The organism is Streptomyces sp. NPDC007872 (genome assembly GCF_042868165.1).
Taxonomy (GTDB): domain Bacteria; phylum Actinomycetota; class Actinomycetes; order Streptomycetales; family Streptomycetaceae; genus Streptomyces.
Genome location: NZ_JBIAEA010000003.1, coordinates 763,642 through 781,324, shown reverse-complemented (window position 1 = coordinate 781,324; position 17,683 = coordinate 763,642). Strand labels below are relative to the sequence as shown.

The following is a 17,683-nucleotide window of genomic DNA, read 5'->3' as shown; positions in this document are numbered from 1 at the left end:
TGGCTCACGCGTCGGCGTCCCAGCCGTTGTGGTCGCTGTGGAAGCGGCTTTCCAGACCTGCGATCAACGTGTCCATCATGAGACGGAACATGCGCTCCTGGTCAGGGCCGCAGGCCGCCACATCCGCAGGGTCAGGGGCTGCATCCCCAGCTCTGTCTTCGAAATCGTCGAAGTCGCGCGGCTGGAGGGACGACCACCGGTGGAGCGAACCGTTGAGCTCGGCGGAAAGGACACCGATGACAGCGGCGACCAACAGCGCCGCGATCTTCGAGACTTCCGACTGCGGAACACCGGCATCCTCCACGGATTCGGTGAGCGCGGTCCAGAACGGGTCGTCGGAGTGGAGGAATTCGGGCTGGCGGCTGAACGAGTAGGCCATCAATTTGGGGTGACGGTGCGCCAATGCCCGGAGGTTCGCTGCGAGCACGCGGAGACGCTCCTGCCAAGGATCGTCCTCGGGCGTGAAGGTGCGGAACTGGGCGCCGACCATTCTGGTCACGCCGCGCATGACGGCTTCCTTGTTCGGCACGTGGTGGTACAGCGACATCGGGTTCGCGTCGAGCTCGGTGGCGAGTCTGCGCATGGTGAGCGCCTCGACACCATCCGCGTCGATCAGCCGCAGGGCGGCCGAATAAATCCCGAACTCGCTCAGAGGCACGTCCCTCTTCTTCGTCCCCCGTGGAGGGCGCCTCGTCTTCTTCTCCATACGTCGTATGGTACTCATGCCGCCTATGACGTGGGTTTTCCTACGGTGCCGCATCCGGCCGACTGGGCGTCGTAGTTTCTCCCTGTCGACAGGCGTGTGTTCTCACCGGTGCAGCGCCCTCGTGCAGCGAGGTAGACGAATCCCCATCACTCAGAGGGTTATGGCGAAGCCGAGGAAGACTGCGTAGTCAACAGGTTGTTGGGGCTCCGCCCGCAGCCGCAGTGGTAGTGCAGGCGCGTTCAACAACCTGATGTCGGCCGGGGCTCGCACACCTGCAAAGTACAGGTGATGTGACGAGGGCGGTGATGCGTCGCCGCCCAGGTGCGTGACGGTGACAGGACGTGATAAGCGTCAGCTTCATGCAACCGACGCCATGTGATCGACCTTCGGCGGTGGGCTGCCGAGCGAGGCCGTGTCAGTGCCGGCATCCGGGTGAAGCGCAAGCGCGGCGGAACAGGAAGTGTGGGCGTACCAGCGCGGCGTTAGGTGGACGGCGGCCATGAATGTCTGGCCCTTCGTACGATCGCGTTCTGTTCCACGCTTCTTCGCGGGTCCGGGCGATTGTCGTCGGATGTGCGGGATATTCGACAGGAGGCACTGCCGGTGCATTCATGGCTCTCCGAGCGCCGCCGGTCCGCGGTGAGCACGGTCGTCGGGGTCTGTGTCGCCATGCTTCTCGGCCTGCTGGGGGTTCTCGCGCCGGGTTCCGTGTCCGCCACCAGCGCCGATCTGGGCGTGGTGGCACTCTTCGCCTACCTGTTCTGCTACCTGGGGGTCACGCTGAGAGCCTTCTCGGCCGCGCCGCCGGAGCGGATTCGCACGTGGGCCCGGCGGGAGGCCCGGGGCACCGTGCTGCAGCGCTATCTCCTCGGGACCGCGCCGGGACCGGGGGTGTCGGTCCTCATCGCGTCGGCGGCGCTCGTGGTGTCGGCGGTGTGGCGTCCCGGGCATCTGGGTTCCGCCTTCCCGGCGACCGTGCGGGTCCTCATGGCGCTCGGTCTGGTCGCCGTGGCGTGGATCTGCGTTCTGGTCGCCTTCACGGTGGCGTTCTACGCCGACAACCTCGTGGAGGACGAGGCGGCGCTGGACTTCCCGGGTGAGGAGCCGACGGCCTGGGACGACTACGTCTACTTCGCGCTTTCGGTCATGACGACGTTCGGGACGACGGACGTCACGGTGCTGTCGAGGGAGATGCGCCGGACGGTGGCGGCCAACGCGACGATCGCGTTCGTCTTCAACACGGTGATCGTGGCCGGCATGGTCGCGGCGCTGGACAGCGGGCAGGGCGCCTGACAGGTGCCGTCGGCCCTCGGGCGATGGTGGGGCGGTGGCCGGTTCGTCCGCGCGTGCGGAGTGAGCCGGCCACCGTCCTTCGTGCTCAGGGGGTGAGCACGAGGCGTATCGGGTCCCCGATCTTCTTCTCCAGGCGGGCGACGGCCTCCGCGGCTTCCGCCAGCGGTACGTGGGCGCTGACGGAGGGGCCGAGGTCGATCCGTCTGGCGGCGGCCAGTCCGACGAGCTGCTCCACGTGCTCCGGCTCGGAGCCGTAGTGTCCGCGAACTTGGTTGACGTTGAAGCAGAACCCGATGCTGTCGGCGATCGCGACCGGCTCCGGGGTGAGTCCGGCGAGGACGAGCGAACCGAAGGGACCGAGGACCGACGCGGCCTGGGCACGGGCGGCGCCCACGCCGGCGAAGTCGAACGCGACGTCGAGGCCGCGCCCGGCCGTCGCCTCCCGCACCGCCTCCGCGAAGTCCGGGGCGAGCGGGTCGAGGGCGACGTCCGCGCCGAAGAGGAGGGCCCGCTCGCGGGCCGAGGGCAGCGGGTCGATCGCGAGGATCGGGGCCGCGCCGACCATCCGGGCGAGCCGCACGGCGTGGGCGCCGAGGCCGCCCGCGCCCCAGATGCCGACCGACTGGGCGGGGCGGACCCCGCCGGTGCCCACGATCGCGGCGTACGGGGTGGAGACCGCGTCGGGGATGATCGCGGCCTGGTCGAAGGGCAGGTCGTCCGGGATGGGCAGCAACGTGCCCTCGCGGGCGATCGCGTACTGCGCCCAGCCGCCGTCATAGTCGAGGCCGCGGGTGATCGGCCGGTGGCACGTCATCCGTCGCAGGCAGCCGCCGCAGTCGCCGCAGGCCTCGCCGGCCTGGAGGACCACGCGCTGTCCGGGCGTCCAGTCGCCCTTCACGTCCGGGCCGAGGGTGTGGACGACTCCGGCGACCTCGTGGCCGAGGGTGACGGCGCCCGCCTTCGTGACGGCGTCGGTGGGGAAGAAGGGGCTCAGGCTGCCGTCGATCAGATGGATGTCGGACAGGCAGACGCCGGCGGCCCGCACCTCCACGAGGACCTCGCCCGGGCCGGGGACCGGGATCGGGACCTCTTCGACGGCGAAGGTACGGGTGTCCAGGCGCAGCCGCCCGGCCAGCATGGTGTTCATGCGGAGACCTCGATGTGCTCGATGAAGGAAGCGCGTGCGTAGCTCAGGCGCTCGACATGGTCGAATGACCAGGTCGATTAACCGTGTCTACTGACGGTGTCATCTGTCAAGCCGCTCCCGCCGGACGTTCGCGGAGTGCTCCGAGTTCCGTCCTATGACTGTGTCGTTCAGTACAGTCATACGACATGTTCACCTGACAAAGTCGTGTGTATGTTGATTGGTGACTGCTGGAGTGCAACGAAAGGCACGCTCATGACTCAGGTGTCCGTAGGCGCGACGCGGGCGATCCCCGAGCGCCCCCCGCTGCCCCTCGTAGGCCACGCGTTCAACGTTCCGGCGGGCGCGGACTTCCTGGCCTACCTGCTGAAGGAGTTCAGGGAATTCGGGCCCGTGTACCGGCTGCGGCTCTTCGGGAGGGACACCGTCATGGTCGGCGGTCTGGACCTCGTGACCGAGCTGTCGGACGAGACCCGCTTCCGCAAGCACGTGCACGCCGACCTGGTCGAGGTCCGGGCTCTGGCCGGGGACGGTCTTTTCACCGCCTACAACCACGAGCCGAACTGGCGCAAAGCCCACGACATCCTGATGCCCGCGTTCTCACTCGGCTCGATGCGCAGCTACCACGCCCCCATGCTTCAGGTCGCCCGGTCGCTGATCGGCAAGTGGGACCGGCTGGCCGGGGTGCAGTCGGTGGACGTGCCCGACGAGATGACCCGGCTGACCTTCGACACGATCGGCCTGTGCGGCTTCGGCTACGACTTCGAGTCCTTCCGCCGCGACGACCTGCACCCGTTCGTCGAGGCGATGTCCCGGGCTCTCGTCTTCGCCCAGGAGAAGGGCGAGTCCATCCCGGGCTCCGAGCTGTTCAAGAGGAAGAAGGTCGAGCAGTTCCGTGCGGACATCGACCTGATGACGGACCTCGTCGACGACGTGATCAGGGAGCGCCGCGCCTCCGGCGACACCAGCACGGACGACCTGATGGGGCTGATGCTGCACACGAAGGACCCCGTCACCGGCGAGCCGCTGGACGACGTCAACATCCGGCACCAGGTGATCACCTTCCTGATCGCCGGCCACGAGACCACCAGCAGTGCGCTCTCCTTCGCCCTGTACTACCTCACCAAGCACCCGGAGGTCCTCGCCCGGGCCCAGGCCGAGGTGGACGCCCTGTGGGGCGACATCAAGTCCCCGGATCCCCAGTACGGCGACATCGGCAAGCTCACGTACATCCGCCAGGTGCTCAACGAGAGCCTGCGGCTGTGGCCGACGGCGCCCGCGTACGCCGTCGAGCCGATCGAGGACACCGTCATCGGCGGCAAGTACCCCGTACACAAGGGCGAGTCGCTGATGGTGATCGCCTCGGCGCTGCACCGCGACGCGGCCTGGGGAGAGAACGTCGAGCTGTTCGACCCCGAGCGCTTCACTCCCGAGCGGGAGGCGGCCCGTTCGGTCCACGCCTTCAAGCCGTTCGGCAGCGGTGAGCGGGCCTGCATCGGGCGCCAGTTCGCGCTGCACGAGGCCACCCTGCTGCTCGGCCTGCTGGTGCACCGCTACCGCCTGATCGACCACACCGACTACCAGATGAAGATCAAGTCGACGCTGACGATCAAGCCCGACGGGTTCAGCCTGAGGCTCGCCCGCCGCACCAGCGACGAACGGCGCCTGCCCGTCGCCGCGGCGGTGGACGCCGCCGCAGGCCGGACCACGGCCGTGACGCGCCGGGCGAGCGGGACCGCGCTGACGCTGCTCCACGGCTCCAACCTCGGCACCTGCGCCGGCATCGCCCGCGACCTCGGCACGGACGGCGAGGAGCACGGCTTCGCCCCGACCGTCACCTCCCTCGACCAGTTCACGGAGCGGTTGGCCGGCTCCAAGGGACCCGTCGTCATCGTCGCCGCCTCCTACAACGGCCGCCCGACGGACGACGCCGCCGAGTTCGTCACCTCCCTGGAGAGCCTCGCCCCCGGCTCGCTCACCGGGCTGCGGTACGCCGTCCTCGGTGTCGGCGACCGCAACTGGGCCGCCACGTACCAGCGGATCCCCACCCTGATCGACGAGCGCCTGGCCGCCGCCGGCGCCGTCCCGCTCCTGGAGCGCGGCAGCGCCGACGCCTCCGGCGACTTCGGCGGAGCGGTCGACCAGTGGACGGAAGACCTGTGGAAGGCGCTCCTGGAGGAGTACGGCGAGGCGGTCGCCGGTGAAGCGGCCGCCCCTGCACCTGAGGTGGAGGGGGAAGGGCTCTACGAGCTGGAGGACACCTCGGAGTCGGTCCTCGGTGGTCTCGCCGAGCGCCACGGCGTCCAGCCGATGGAGGTCCTCGAAGCGTACGAACTCGTCGACACCGACCACGAACTGGGCCGCTCCAAGCGGTTCCTGCGGCTCCGGCTGCCCGAGGGCGTCACTTACCGCACCGCCGACCACATGGCCGTCCTGCCCAGCAACCCCGAGGACCTCGTCCGGCGCGTCGCCGACCGTTTCGGCCTCGACCTGGACCGCACCGTCCGGCTGCGTGCCCGCCGCCGGAGCCGGGGCGCCCTTCCCGTCGACCGGCCCCTGACCCTGCGCCGCCTGCTCACCGACTTCGTCGAGCTCCAGGACGCGGCCACCCAGGAGCAGATCGCCGTGCTCGCCGAGCACACCGACTGCCCGCCCGAGAAGCAGCCGCTCACCGCCCTCGCCACCGCCGATTCCGAGACCTTCCGGGAGCAGGTGACCGTCGCGGGCCTCAGCGTCCTGGACCTCCTGGAGCGCTACCGCGCGTGCGAGCTGCCCTTCGAGCGCTTCCTGGAGCTGCTGCCGGTACTGCGTCCCCGGCACTACTCGATCTCGTCGTCCGCCGCGGCCCGGCCCGGCGAGGCCGACCTGATGGTGTCGCTGCTCGCAGCGCCCCACAGGGCGGGCGAGGGCACCTTCCGGGGCATCGCCTCGCACTTCCTGCAGACCGTGCACGCGGGCGACGTGATCCAGGCCCGGGTCCTGCCGTGCAGCGAGTCCTTCCGCCTCCCCGAGGACACCTCCGTGCCGGTGATCCTGGTCAGCGCGGGCACCGGCCTCGCGCCCTTCCGCGGAGCCGTCCTGGACCGCCACCACACGGGCTCGACCGGCACCCTGCTCTGCTACTTCGGCTGCGACCACCCCGACGTGGACTTCCTGCACCGGGAGGAGTTCGAGGCGGCCGAGGCGGACGGCGCCGTCAGCATGCGTCCCACCTTCATGCACGCGCCCGAGAACGGAGCCCGTTTCGTCCAGGAGCGCATCGCCCGCGACGGCGAGGAGGTGTGGTCGGTCCTGGAAGCCGGTGGGCGCGTCTACATCTGCGGCGACGGCCGTCGCATGGCCCCCGCCGTACGGGAGGCGTTCATGGCGATCTACCGCGAGCGCACCGGTGAGAGCGACGAGCGGGCCGAGGCGTGGCTCGCCGCGCTCATCGGGTCCGGACGCTATGTCGAGGACGTCTGGGCCGGCTGATCCTCACGCAGAAACGGTGGTGGGCGCACTTTCCGGGTGCGCCCACCACCGTTTCCGCGTCGCGTCAGGCCATCGGTACGTCAGGCAGGTCGAGGTCCCCCTTGGCCAGCGCCACGGTTGCGCCCACGAGTGCCCTGAGCCCCGTCCGCTCGGTGGCCTCGTCCGGCAGGCACTGGAGGACCTGCATGGTGAGTCCGTCGAAGCCGGAGAGGAAGAACCGGGCCACCGTCTCCGGAGACTCGGCCAGTTCCTGCCCCGTCCTCTCGGCCGTCTCCGCGATCACCCGCGCGGTCACCTCTATGACCTGCCGGTAGTGGCTCTGCCGGGCCTCGTTGAGGCCGGGCACGCGCAGGGCGAACATGGTCAGCTCGCTGAGCAGTTGGTGGTGCGACGACGGCTCGCGCACCGTGCCCCACAGGGCACCCGCCAGCGCGCTGAAGGTCTCCTCGAAGCCCGCGTCCTCCGGCGCCGCCCGCCGCACCTGCGTCACCAGCTCGTCGGTGATCTGGTCCATGACGGCTCGGTACAGGTCCTCCTTCGTACCGAAGGTGTAGTGGACGGTGGCCTGCGCGACACCGAGCTCCGCGGCGATGGCGCGGGTACTCCCCGCGGCGACGCCCTCCCGGGTCATGAGGTCGATGGCCGCCTTGATCAACTGAGGGCGGCGCTCCGCCGCGGAAACATGAGCCATACGCCCACTATATCGACTTAGTCGATCGATCAAGTCGGTCCGGATCAGGCGTTACGTCACCTCGGCAGTCGACGGGCTGTCCGCGGGAAGGGCCTGCTCGGCCCAGATGACCTTTCCCTCGCGACCGTGCCGCGTCCCCCAGCGCTCCGCGCACTGGGCCACGAGCAGCAGGCCGCGGCCGCCTTCGTCGTAGATCCGGGCGCGGCGCAGATGCGGGGCGGTGCTGCTGGCGTCGGAGACCTCGCAGGTGAGCGTCGACTGGAGGATCAGTCGCAGCTGGACGGGGCTCTTGCCGTAGCGGATCGCGTTCGTGACCAGTTCGCTGACGACCAGCTCCGTGGTGAAGGAAAGATCGTCCAGCCCCCAGGTCGCCAGAACGTCGGAGGCGAAGCGGCGGGCCTCGGACACGGCCGCCGGATCGGACGGGAGGTCCATCGTGGCGACGTGGTCCGGGTCGAGGGCATGGGTCCGGGCGACGAGCAGGGCGACGTCGTCGGCGGGGCAGCCGGGCAGCAGTGCGGCCAGGAGTCGGTCGCAGATCTCCTCCAGCGAGTCCGGCGCCGAGGTGAGGACGTCATGCAGAGTGGCGAGTCCTCGGTCCACGTCACGCGTGCGGCCTGCGATCAGCCCGTCGGTGTGCAGGACCAGCAGGCTGTCCTCCGGCAGCTCGAACTCCGCGGTTTCGAAGGGGAGTCCACCCAGGCCGAGAGGCGGTCCGATCGGTACCTCCGGCAAGGCCTCGCTGATCTTCGCGGGGGTCACCACGGTCGGTGGGACATGGCCGGCACTGGCCAGGGAGCACCGGCGGGAGACGGGGTCGTAGATCGCGTACAGGCACGTGGCGCTGGTCTCGCCCTCGTCCGCCGACTCCTCGCGCTGCATGCGGATGACCACGTCGTCCAGATGCGTGAGGAGTTCATCGGGCATGAGGTCGATGTCGGCGAAGGCGCGGACGGCTGTACGGAGCCGGCCCATGGTGGCGGCGGCGTGCAGGCCGCGACCGACCACGTCGCCGACGACCAGCGCCACACGGGCCCCGGACAAGGGAATGACGTCGTACCAGTCACCGCCCACGCCGGCGCGGGATCCGGTTGGCAGGTAACGCGAGGCTGTTTCGACGGCCGACTGTTGCACCGTGTGCCGCGGCAGCAGGGTCCGCTGGAGGGTGAGCGCGGTGGAACGCTCATGGGTGTACCGGCGGGCGTTGTCGATGGATACCGCCGCCCTGGAGACGATCTCCTGCGCCAGCAGGAGATCGTCGTCGTCGAAGGGGGGCGAGGTGCGATGGCGTACGAACTGCACCAGGCCGAGGGTCTCCCCACGGGCGTGCAAAGGCACGAGGAGTACGGAGTGAAGACCGAGGTCGCGCAGTACCCGGCCGCGGGACTCCGACGGCGCCACCCACGTGGGCATCTCGGTCCCCGCGATGTGGTGCAGGACGGATCGTCCGGTGATCAGTGCGTGAACCGGTTCCGAGTCGTCGGGATAGGCGTGGGTCTCACCGACGCGGAGCGGGGACTCCGGACAGCCGTCGAGGACGGAGCGCTGGGCGACGCGGCGCTGTGTCAGGGCCTCCGGCGGACCGGTGCCGGTCTCGTCGAGTGCGGAGTCGAAGAGGTCGACGGTGACGAGGTCGGCGAAGTCCTCGGTGCAGACCTCCGTCAGCTCCTCCGCGGTGCGGAAGATGTCGAGCGTGGTCCCGATCCGCTTGCTCGCCCTGTCGGTGAAAGCGAGCCGACGTTGCAGCAGACGGTCGCGTTCCTCCTGGTAGGCGGCGACGACCTCTTCCGAGGATCGGTCCACGTAGTCGAAACCGATCGCTACCAGCCTCATCGTGGCCTGGTTGATCATGTGCCAGTCGCTGGTGAGGCGGGGAGCTTCGGCCTGCAGGTGTTCGAGCAAGCTGAGATGGTCGAGCCGGTAGGCACGGAGGAGTCGGCTTACGGGGATTCCCCGCCGGGCGTAGAGGCGGGCGATGTCCAAGGCGGCCGGAGGAGTCTTCCACGTGCTCGCGCCGGGGCGGGTCTCCAGGAGATCAAGGAGGGCGGTGACGTGCTGGGCCGTCTCCTCCAGGGTCAGAGCCGCGATGTCCGGGTCTTCCCACAGCTCGGGAAGTTCGCCGTTCAGGCGCTGGAGCAGCAGGCCGGCCAGCTTCTTCACCTCGGGTCTGAGGTGGCGGGCCAGCTGACCAAGGAACGCATCGACCTCGGTTCCCATAGTGCGAATGTACGGGAAAGCCATGGCGTGCGCTCCTCGGACAGCTGTGGCGGCCTCTGATCGATTCGGATCTCAGAGGCCGAGGTGGTCGCCCAGGTCGGCGTAGTCGACCTGCCACAGACCGGGAGAGCCCGTGGGGTACTGGGAGCGGAAGCCGAGCATGCGCTGGACACGCGGCGAGAGCGTCTTGGCGAGCTCCCTGTCGACCAGGAAGGGGTACGCCTCCTCACCGGTGAGGAAGCCCGCGTTGAACGCGAAGGCGAGGCCGCGCCGGTATTCGTCGCCGGTCCGGTTCGCTCCGCCGCCGTGCGCGGTCTTGCCGCTGAAGAGCAGGACGTCCCCGGCGTTCATGACGGCGGGGATCGTCTGCTCGGGGGTCCCGCGGTCCTCGAAGTCGCTCCAGTGGTTGCTTCCGGGGATGACGCGGGTGGCGCCGTTCTCCTCCGTGAAGTCGGTCAGGGCGACCAGGAAGTTGATGGTGACTTCCGGCCCGCTGGGCCCCATGCCGATGAACGGGAACCAGTTCTCCAGGTCACGGTGGAGCATCTGCGCCTTGTTGCCGGGGCCGATCTCGATCACCTGGGCGGTGGTCATCCAATACGTGCCCGACTCCTGGAGGAAGACCAGGTCGCTGATCTCGTGAACCAGGGGGTGGTCGATGACCTCGCTGCGGAACGTGGCGCTGTGCGTCACCAGATTCGTGAGGCGCTTGGTGTTGCTGCCGTGGAACGCGGCCACGATCTCGTCCTCGTGGAGGGACCCCGGGGCCAGCGCCCGCAGCGGCTGCTCGATCTCGGTGTTGAAGCGGACGATCTGCTCCTGTGTCAGAAAGCCCTCGATGATGACGCCGCCGTCACGCGTCACGATCTCGAGGATCTCCTCCGCCGGCGTGTCGTTCGCCACGGACGTCAGCGTCTGGGTCTTCTTCTGTGCCGTCATGCGTGTCCTCTTCCTCGATCCGAAGCGCGGTTGATCAGACGGGCTCGGTGGTCAGGCGTTTCCGCGGTGTTCCTGTGGTGGTCGTCTCACTGTCGCCAGCCGGTACCGCAGGCGAGAACGACGGCGGGCACCTGCTTCGCCCGGGCCCGGTGCACGATGCACCGTCCGGTCGCGGGCACGGCGGAGCTATCCGCTCACGGCGTCCTTGCCTGAGTCGACGCGAGCTGCGGGGACGCTACGGACAGAAGCGGGTTCCGGCGCCGTGTGCCGGGGGTGTGCGGTCCGCTCCCAGGGACGCGTGCTGCCGAGCCATCCGAGGAGGAAGGCCGCCGGTACGGAGATCAGGCCGGGGGTGTGGAGCGGGAACAGGTTGAAGTCCTGCTCCGGCAGCAGCGCGTATCTCGTCCCGGACACAGCGGGGGAGGCGAGGGTCAGGAGGGTGCACAGGGACAGCCCTCCGTAGACGAGCCACAGCAGCCCGTGGCGGTTGAAGCCGGTCCAGAAGAAGGAGTAGACGACCGCGGGGAACACGCATGTGGCCGCGAGGCTCAGCGAGAAGGCGAGAAGGAACTCGATGGGATAGCGGTGTACGGCGGTGGTGAGGAGAAGGCTCACGACGCAGAGCACGACGACGGACAGCCGCAGGACCGCCGGCTCTCCGATCCCGATCCGGGTACGGCCCTTCCGCCCGAGCAGGTCGCGGGTCACGGAGACGGCGGCGGCGAAGGTCACGCTCGCCACGGCCGTGAGCACGGCGAGGAAGGCGACACAGGCCACGAGGGTGATGAGCACGACCCGGCCGGTGGAGTGGTGGGGGAGGACCTCCGACGCCAGGAGGATCGGGGCTCCCTGCCCCTTCGCGTCGACCGCTCCGATCCGTCCGCTGCCCACCACCGCGGCCGCGGCGAAGCCGGTCGTGATCAGCAGCAGGTAGAAGAGGCCGGTCAGCCCGACGGCGACGCTCAGTGAGCGCCGGGCGGCGGGCACGTCCCGGCTGGCGCTGACGCGCAGGAGCAGGTGGGGCATCATCGCGGTTCCGAGGATGACGACGATGTGGTCACTGAGCGTGCCGAGCGGTCCGCCTCCGGCGGAGTGCTCCCACAGTCCGGGGCTGAGGTATCCGCCCGGTGACACGCTCGTGTCCATGGCCGCCGACAGCAGGGATCCGGGACTCCAGTCGAAGAAGCGGAGCGCCAGCAGGGTCACCGTGGCGAGCGTCACCAGGGCCACGGGCACTTTGGCGACCTGCACGAAACTGGTGCCGCGCAGATCGGCCACCCCTGCGAAGCACGTGACCAGGAATCCCATCAGCACCGTGCACACCACCTGGGCCCGCTCGCTCGGCATGCCGATCAGAAGGGCGGTGGTGATGCCGCCGGCCCGTAGTTGCACCATGAGCAGGGGCACGGCGATGCACAGTGTCACCACGGCGCCGGCGATCCGTACTCCCGGCCCCTCGGCGCGCAGGGAGAACAGCTCGCCCAGGGTGTAGCGGCGGGTCGCGCGAATCCTGGAGGCGAGGAGCAGGAAGACGCCGAGTGCGAGGGCGCTGTCGACGGCGGTCGAGACTCCGTCGTAGCCGAAGAGGGCGATCGCTCCCGGCAGCGAGACCAGGATGATGACCGTGATCTGTTCTCCCGCCATCGCGACGCCGTTGAAGACGGGTGGGAGGGACCGGCCGGCGACGTAGAGGAGTTCCGGGTCGTCGTCCTGCGTGGCGAGCGTGAAGACCCACAGCAGGCAGAGGCCGATGAAGACGAGGAAGGCGCTGATGACCGCGCCCCTCGCGGCGGTGCCGATGAGATCGGGCGAGCCGACGCTCAGGAGGTGCGTCGTCACCACGCACCCCCGGCCGAACGGGAGGCGGCAGTCGTCGCCGAGGCCGGTTCGAAGGAGGACGCGGCCCGGTTCTCGTACCACCAGGTCCCGCCGACGAGGACGACCAGCTGGGTGAATGCCCACGTGATGGCGAGGGTGAGACGGCCGTACACGGAGATCTCTCCGAGAGTCGTGGAGCAGGAGAGCAGGACGCCGACGGCGAGCGGCAGCGCGTTGACGGTGACCAGCATCCGTGTGTCACGGGGGGAATGCTGGGAGGAATCGGAGGGCACGGGACCTCTCTCTGGAAGGACAGGGAAGACGGACTCGGTGCGAGGGGGCGCGGGACGGTCGCAGCCGTTGAGGACGGGCGAGGGAGCCGGGCAGCCGTGCTCCGTACCGGTCGGAAGCCATGCCTGTGACCGCCGGGGTTCGACGGTGGCGCGGCGTCCGCGGGAAGGCGCACCAGTTCTACGGCGAACGACGGCCTCGGCGTGACGTCAGAGCATGACGGCCCGGCCGCGGTGAGGCCGGTGAAGCGCCTCGCACCGCGGGCGTCGGGCGTCAGCGGCGGCTGGTCGCGGTCAGGCCGGCGTAGTGCCCGGCCCGCTCCAGGAGCCGGGGGACGCCTGTTTCGAGCGACGGTCCGAAGACCGTGTCATGAGGACGCTCGCCCCGCTGCCAGCGGGTGTGGATGGCCTCGCAGAAGATCGCCGCCTTCCAGAGGGCGAGGGTCTGGTACCAGGGGAGCGGGGTGAGATCGAGGCCTGTGCGGCGCTGGTAGCGCTCTGCCAGTTGACACCGGGTGAGGTAGCCGGGTGAACGGGTCACCTTGGTGAGTTCGAGCGGGGTGGCAGGGCTGCCGGCCTCGGACCAGGTGGCGGTGAGGTACCCCAGGTCCGCGAGCGGGTCGCCGAGCGTGGCCATCTCCCAGTCGAGGATCGCGAGGACCTCGGCCGGGGCCCGCGGGGCGAACATGAGGTTGCCCATGCGGTAGTCGCCGTGCACCACCGATGCCGCCTGGCTCGTCGGCAGGTTCTGGGCGAACCACTCCGCGATGCGCTCCACCGCGGGCAGGCTGCGGGTGGTGTTGACCTCCCACAGGCCGCGGAACCGCTCGACCTGCAGCCGGAGGTACCCCTCGGGCCGGCCCAGGGAGGCGAGCTCCCCCCCGGGTGACGTCGATGCCGTGCAGAGTGACAAGGGTGTCGACGACCGCCTCGCTGGTCAGCCGGCGCTGTTCGGCGGGGGAGAGGTGGGGCGGGATCGTGTCGGTGACGATCGTGCCCTCGAGCCGGTCCATGAGGTAGAACGGCACGCCCAGAACGTCCTCGTCCTCGCAGACGGCGAGGATCTCCGGCACCGGCACCCCGTGCCCGTGGAGGATCTTCTGGATGCGTGCCTCGCGCACCATGTCGTGCGTCGACTTCGGCAGCGGCGGGCGCGGGCCGCGGCGCAGGACGACGGACTCGCCGCCGCGTTCGATCAGGTAGGTGACGTTGGAGTGGCCGTCGCCGATGCGTTGCCACGCGATCGGCCCGCTGCCGATGCCGTGTGCGTCGAGGAAGCCGGTGACCGCGTCGAGGACCAGGAGGGGAGGGCTGTCGAGGTGACGGGCCCGCTCGCGGCTCGCGACGACTTCCACGCCGTCGGGGACGGTGTGCATCACGCGCCCCCGTCCCGGCCGACGACGGCGTCACCCAGGTATCGCTCACCGGCCTGGACGGTGGCCCGCCGACCGGCCGAGGCACGGCGTGCGATGGCCCACCGGTGGGTCTCGTTCGAGCCGTCGTAGATGCGGAACGGACGCACCTCGTTCAGGTACTGGGCGAGGGGGAGCCCGTCGGAGACCCCGTCTCCGCCGCAGATCTGGATGGCGCGGTCGATCACCCGGAAGATCGCCTCCGAGCAGTGGACCTTCGCGACCGAGGACATCGCCGAGCCCGCCTTCGGGTCGCTGTGCAGCAGCGCCGCGGTCTTGGTGATGATCGCGTCGGAGGTCTCGATGTCGATCACGGACTCGGCGATCAGGTGCTGGGCCAGACCGAGCGAGTCGATCGGACCACCGAACAGCTCCCGCCTCCCGGCCCGGTCGAGGGCGATGTCGTGCGCCCGGCGCGCCAGTCCCAGCCAGCGCATGCAGTGCGTGAGCCGCGCGGGGCCGAGCCGTACCTGCGCGTACCGGAAGCCGAGTCCGACCTCGCCGAGGACCGCGTCGTCGGGGACGAAACAGTCCTCCAGGTACAGGTGCGGGTGGCCGCCGTCGATGGCGCGGTCGACGGTGTGGATCGCCTCGCCGATCCGGATGCCGGGGTTCGTCAGGTCGACGAGGAACATGGTGGCCCCCTCGGGGGAGCCGTCCACCGCCGGAGTGCGCGCCATGACGATGCAGAACGCGGCACCGACGGCTCCGCTGGTGAACCGCTTGTGGCCGTCGAGGATCCAGCCGCCGTCGGTGCGGACGGCCTTGGTCCGCAGGGCCGCCGGGTCGGATCCCGCTCCCGGATGGGGCTCGGTCATGCCGAAGCACGACCGGACGTCGCCGGCCGCCAGAGGCGCGAGGTAGTGCTTCTTCTGCTCCCCGGTGGCGATGAGGTTGAGCATGTGCATGTTGCCCTCGTCGGGGGCCATGCAGTTGAGCACGCTGGGGCCGATCGGCGAGTAGCCGGCCTCCTGGAGGACCGGCGACCAGTGCTCGATGGGCAGGCCCTGCCCGCCGTACTCCTTCGGCACAAGCGGCGCGAAGATACCGGCCTCCTTCGCGGCGGTCTGGAGCCGGTCGCGGGTGGCCCGGTCGAGACGTCCGCCGGGGGCGGGTTCGGCGTCGATGACGGTCTCGCGAATGAACCGGCGCGTGCGCTCCGCGAGTTCCGCCACCTCGGACGGCAGAGGGGTGAACGTCATGGCGATCCTTTCGGGGGTGGCGCGGTCGTTACGCGGTGCCGCCGGCGACCGCGAGGCCGCCGTCGACGGTGAGAACGCGCCCGGTGACCCAGGAGGCGTCCTGCGAGGCCAGGAAGGCCACGGCGGAGGCGACGTCCGACGGCTCGCCCAGGCGGCGCAGCGGGTAGTCGGCGGCGACCTCGGCCTCCTTGCCCTCGTACAGGGCTTCGGCGAACCGGGTCTTCACCACGGCGGGGGCCACCGCGTTGACGCGGATCTCCGGGCCGAGTTCGGCGGCCAGGGTCCGGGTCAGATGGGACACCGCCGCCTTGCTCACGCCGTAGAGGCCGATGCCGGGTGACGGGGTGTCACCGGTGACGGAGGAGAGGTTCACGACGGCGCCCCGACGTTCGGTGAAACCGAGCTTCGGGTGGGCCACGGCGTCCTGCACCCAGGCGAGGGTGGCGAGGACGTTGACCTCCAGGACCTTGCGGGCGACATCGAGGTCCAGACCGATGACGGGGCCGTAGGCAGGGTTGATGCCCGCGTTGTTCACGAGGACGTCGAGCCCGCCGAACTCCCGCGCGACGGTGTCCAGGACCTCGCGGCGGTGGTCGGGATCGTCCGCCCTGCCGGCGACGGTGACGACACTGCCCGGAGGGAGGGAGGCCGCCGCCTCTTCGAGGGGACCGGCCTTGCGCGCGGTCAGACACACGCGCGCCCCTTCGGCGACGAGCCGTCCGGCGACGGCGAGACCGATGCCCCGGCTCGCTCCCGTCACGACGGCGGTGCGGCCCGAGAATCGGCCGGTGTGGTTCTCGCTCATGGATCAGTCCTTCGGGAGGCGCGCCGGCCCGGTGTCGTCCGTGTCGCGGAGTTCGGCGCGCCGGATCTTGCCGCTCTGGGTCTTGGGCAGGTCGGCGAGGAAATGGATCGTGCGGGGACACTTGTAGGCCGCCAGGCGGTCTCGGGAGAAGGCGATCAGCTCCTCCGCGGATGCGGTCAGACCCGCTTTCAGCGAGACGTAGGCGACGACGGTCTCGCCGCGGTAGTCGTCCGGCCGACCGACGACCGCGGCTTCGAGGACCGAGGGGTGTTCGTAGAGGGCGTCCTCGACCTCGCGCGGCCAGACCTTGTAACCGGACACGTTGATCTGGTCCTTGAGCCGGTCCACCAGGTAGACCCAGCCCTCCTCGTCGATCACCGCGACGTCACCGGTACGCAGCCGACCTTCCGGCATCGTCCGATGAGTGACCTCGGGCTTGCCCCAGTACCCGGGCACCACCTGCGGCCCGCTCAACTCCAGCTCACCCTGCTCACCGGGGGGTATCGGGTCGCCGTGCGGTCCCACGACGCGGGCGGTGATACGCGGCAGCGGCTTGCCGACGGACAGCGTCCCGCTCGGCAGGTGCACCGGTGCCCGCTCACCCGGCGGTACGGCGATGACGGCGGACGTCGTCTCGGTCATCCCGTAGCCGTTGTGGAGGTAGACGCCGAACCGCTCCCGGAACCGCTCGACGGTCGCCGGCGGGATCGGCGCGCCCCCGGAGTACAGGGCCTTCACCGACGCGAAGTGCTCCGGTCCGGCCTGCGGCAGCTGGAAGATCGCGTTGTACGCGGTGATCGAGCCGATCGTGTAGGTCACCCCGTACTCGGCGAAGGCGTCCAGGGCGACCTCGGGGTGGAACCGGCCCGCCAAGACGAGCGTGGTGTCGGTGAGCAGGGAGATCATCGCGTTGACCACCGCCCCGGTGATGTGGAACAGCGGGGCCATGGCGAACACGACGTCCCCGTCGCCCACACCCATCCACGACGCGCAGGTCCCCACCACGCTCAGGACGTTGCCGTGGGTGTTCATGGCACCCTTCGGCGGGCCCGTCGTCCCCGAGGTGTACGTCAGGAACGCGACGTCGTCGCGGGTCGGCTCCACGGGCGAGGGGCCGCGGCCCGCGAACTCGCCGATCAGGGCCACCAGGTCGCCGTCCGGGGCGGATGCCAGACGTTCCGTCGTCGCGAAGACCCGCAGATCGTTCCGCGACTGGTAGTCCAGCGCCGACGTGCTGATCAGCCACCGCACCGAACTCCCCGCCAGTGTGCCGAGCGTCTCGTGGACGTCCTCGTCCGCGCAGACGACGCCGACCGCCCCGGAGTCCTCGATGATCCGGCGGAGTTCCCGGCCCCGGTACATCGGGTTGAGTCCCAGGGCCGTGGCCCCCAGCTTCCACAGGGCCAGCAGCACCAGCGCGTACTGCGGAACGTTCTGCAGGTACACTCCGACGCGGTCGCCCCGGCCGGTCCCGCGGGCCTCGAACGCGGCGGCCAGGGCGTCCGACGCCGCGTCCACCTCCCGCGCCGACAGGGCACCGTCGAAGAAGCGGAGCGCGGTGCCCTCCGGGTTCTTCGCCACGCGTGCCCTCCAGGCGGCCACGAGCGAGCCGGGTGCCGTGTCCGGCCCCGTACCGGACCCGTCGGGGGACGTGTCCCGCCGCCCGCCGTCATCCACTGTCATCTGCCGTCCTTC

At 70.0% G+C, this 17,683-nt stretch carries 13 protein-coding genes and 1 pseudogene; 2 read left to right on the top strand and 12 right to left on the bottom strand.

Annotated elements, in window-relative coordinates:
* Positions 1 to 4 precede the first annotated feature (4 nt).
* Complete coding sequence (locus ACFYNX_RS13985) at positions 5 to 658, bottom strand: TetR/AcrR family transcriptional regulator (RefSeq protein WP_388661325.1); 654 nt, start codon at positions 656 to 658, stop codon at positions 5 to 7.
* A 651-nt stretch (positions 659 to 1,309) separates the two neighbouring features.
* On the opposite strand from ACFYNX_RS13985, the gene ACFYNX_RS13980 reads away from it, so the two are divergent.
* A complete protein-coding gene (locus ACFYNX_RS13980; RefSeq protein ID WP_388661560.1) occupies positions 1,310 to 1,999 on the top strand; it encodes a DUF1345 domain-containing protein in 690 nt (229 codons plus the stop codon).
* 85 nt (positions 2,000 to 2,084) lie between these two features.
* On the opposite strand, the gene ACFYNX_RS13975 is transcribed toward ACFYNX_RS13980, so the two are convergent.
* Positions 2,085 to 3,146 carry a zinc-binding dehydrogenase gene (locus tag ACFYNX_RS13975; RefSeq protein ID WP_388661322.1) on the bottom strand — a complete coding sequence of 354 codons (1,062 nt, stop codon included), beginning with the start codon at positions 3,144 to 3,146 and terminating at the stop codon, positions 2,085 to 2,087.
* A 252-nt stretch (positions 3,147 to 3,398) separates the two neighbouring features.
* Between ACFYNX_RS13975 and ACFYNX_RS13970 the strand changes: the two genes are divergently transcribed.
* On the top strand, positions 3,399 to 6,614 hold the full coding sequence (locus ACFYNX_RS13970) for a bifunctional cytochrome P450/NADPH--P450 reductase (RefSeq protein WP_388661319.1): 3,216 nt from the start codon (positions 3,399 to 3,401) through the stop codon (positions 6,612 to 6,614).
* 64 nt (positions 6,615 to 6,678) lie between these two features.
* Here the strand turns inward: ACFYNX_RS13970 and ACFYNX_RS13965 are convergent, their stop codons facing one another.
* From ACFYNX_RS13965 to ACFYNX_RS13920, 10 genes and pseudogenes are all read right to left on the bottom strand, one after another.
* Positions 6,679 to 7,305 (bottom strand): TetR/AcrR family transcriptional regulator, encoded by a 627-nt coding sequence (locus tag ACFYNX_RS13965; protein ID WP_381616472.1) that lies wholly within the window; start codon positions 7,303 to 7,305, stop codon positions 6,679 to 6,681.
* A gap of 51 nt (positions 7,306 to 7,356) precedes the next feature.
* Entirely contained in the window at positions 7,357 to 9,546 is a 2,190-nt protein-coding gene (locus ACFYNX_RS13960; protein WP_388661316.1) for a SpoIIE family protein phosphatase, read from the bottom strand.
* Positions 9,547 to 9,594: 48 nt separating this feature from the next.
* On the bottom strand, positions 9,595 to 10,461 hold the full coding sequence (locus ACFYNX_RS13955; protein WP_388661313.1) for a phytanoyl-CoA dioxygenase family protein: 867 nt from the start codon (positions 10,459 to 10,461) through the stop codon (positions 9,595 to 9,597).
* Positions 10,462 to 10,647: 186 nt separating this feature from the next.
* Positions 10,648 to 12,300, bottom strand: a complete 1,653-nt coding sequence (locus ACFYNX_RS13950) for a transporter (RefSeq protein WP_388661310.1) — start codon at positions 12,298 to 12,300, stop codon at positions 10,648 to 10,650.
* On the bottom strand, positions 12,297 to 12,530 hold the full coding sequence (locus ACFYNX_RS13945; protein ID WP_388661307.1) for a hypothetical protein: 234 nt from the start codon (positions 12,528 to 12,530) through the stop codon (positions 12,297 to 12,299). The genes ACFYNX_RS13950 and ACFYNX_RS13945 overlap by 4 nt, the downstream gene beginning before the upstream one ends.
* Before the next feature lie 313 nt (positions 12,531 to 12,843).
* Entirely contained in the window at positions 12,844 to 13,482 is a 639-nt protein-coding gene (locus tag ACFYNX_RS13940) for a phosphotransferase family protein (protein ID WP_388661304.1), read from the bottom strand.
* Between the two features lie 22 nt (positions 13,483 to 13,504).
* Positions 13,505 to 13,945: pseudogene (locus tag ACFYNX_RS13935) on the bottom strand (phosphotransferase family protein); the annotation flags it as partial.
* Complete coding sequence (locus tag ACFYNX_RS13930; RefSeq protein WP_388661301.1) at positions 13,945 to 15,183, bottom strand: acyl-CoA dehydrogenase family protein; 1,239 nt, start codon at positions 15,181 to 15,183, stop codon at positions 13,945 to 13,947. The pseudogene ACFYNX_RS13935 and the gene ACFYNX_RS13930, both read right to left, overlap by 1 nt.
* 28 nt (positions 15,184 to 15,211) lie before the next feature.
* On the bottom strand, positions 15,212 to 15,988 hold the full coding sequence (locus ACFYNX_RS13925) for an SDR family oxidoreductase (protein WP_388661299.1): 777 nt from the start codon (positions 15,986 to 15,988) through the stop codon (positions 15,212 to 15,214).
* Positions 15,989 to 15,991: 3 nt separating this feature from the next.
* Complete coding sequence (locus ACFYNX_RS13920; RefSeq protein WP_388661296.1) at positions 15,992 to 17,671, bottom strand: class I adenylate-forming enzyme family protein; 1,680 nt, start codon at positions 17,669 to 17,671, stop codon at positions 15,992 to 15,994.
* Positions 17,672 to 17,683: the final 12 nt, after the last annotated feature.

Coding starts and splice junctions, on each gene's coding strand:
- ACFYNX_RS13930 (WP_388661301.1), bottom strand. CDS start 15,183: ATGACGTTCACCCCTCTGCCGTCCGAGGTGGCGGAACTCGCGGAGCGC.
- ACFYNX_RS13925 (WP_388661299.1), bottom strand. CDS start 15,988: ATGAGCGAGAACCACACCGGCCGATTCTCGGGCCGCACCGCCGTCGTG.
- ACFYNX_RS13945 (WP_388661307.1), bottom strand. CDS start 12,530: ATGCTGGTCACCGTCAACGCGCTGCCGCTCGCCGTCGGCGTCCTGCTC.
- ACFYNX_RS13920 (WP_388661296.1), bottom strand. CDS start 17,671: ATGACAGTGGATGACGGCGGGCGGCGGGACACGTCCCCCGACGGGTCC.
- ACFYNX_RS13960 (WP_388661316.1), bottom strand. CDS start 9,546: ATGGCTTTCCCGTACATTCGCACTATGGGAACCGAGGTCGATGCGTTC.
- ACFYNX_RS13965 (WP_381616472.1), bottom strand. CDS start 7,305: ATGGCTCATGTTTCCGCGGCGGAGCGCCGCCCTCAGTTGATCAAGGCG.
- ACFYNX_RS13970 (WP_388661319.1), top strand. CDS start 3,399: ATGACTCAGGTGTCCGTAGGCGCGACGCGGGCGATCCCCGAGCGCCCC.
- ACFYNX_RS13955 (WP_388661313.1), bottom strand. CDS start 10,461: ATGACGGCACAGAAGAAGACCCAGACGCTGACGTCCGTGGCGAACGAC.
- ACFYNX_RS13975 (WP_388661322.1), bottom strand. CDS start 3,146: ATGAACACCATGCTGGCCGGGCGGCTGCGCCTGGACACCCGTACCTTC.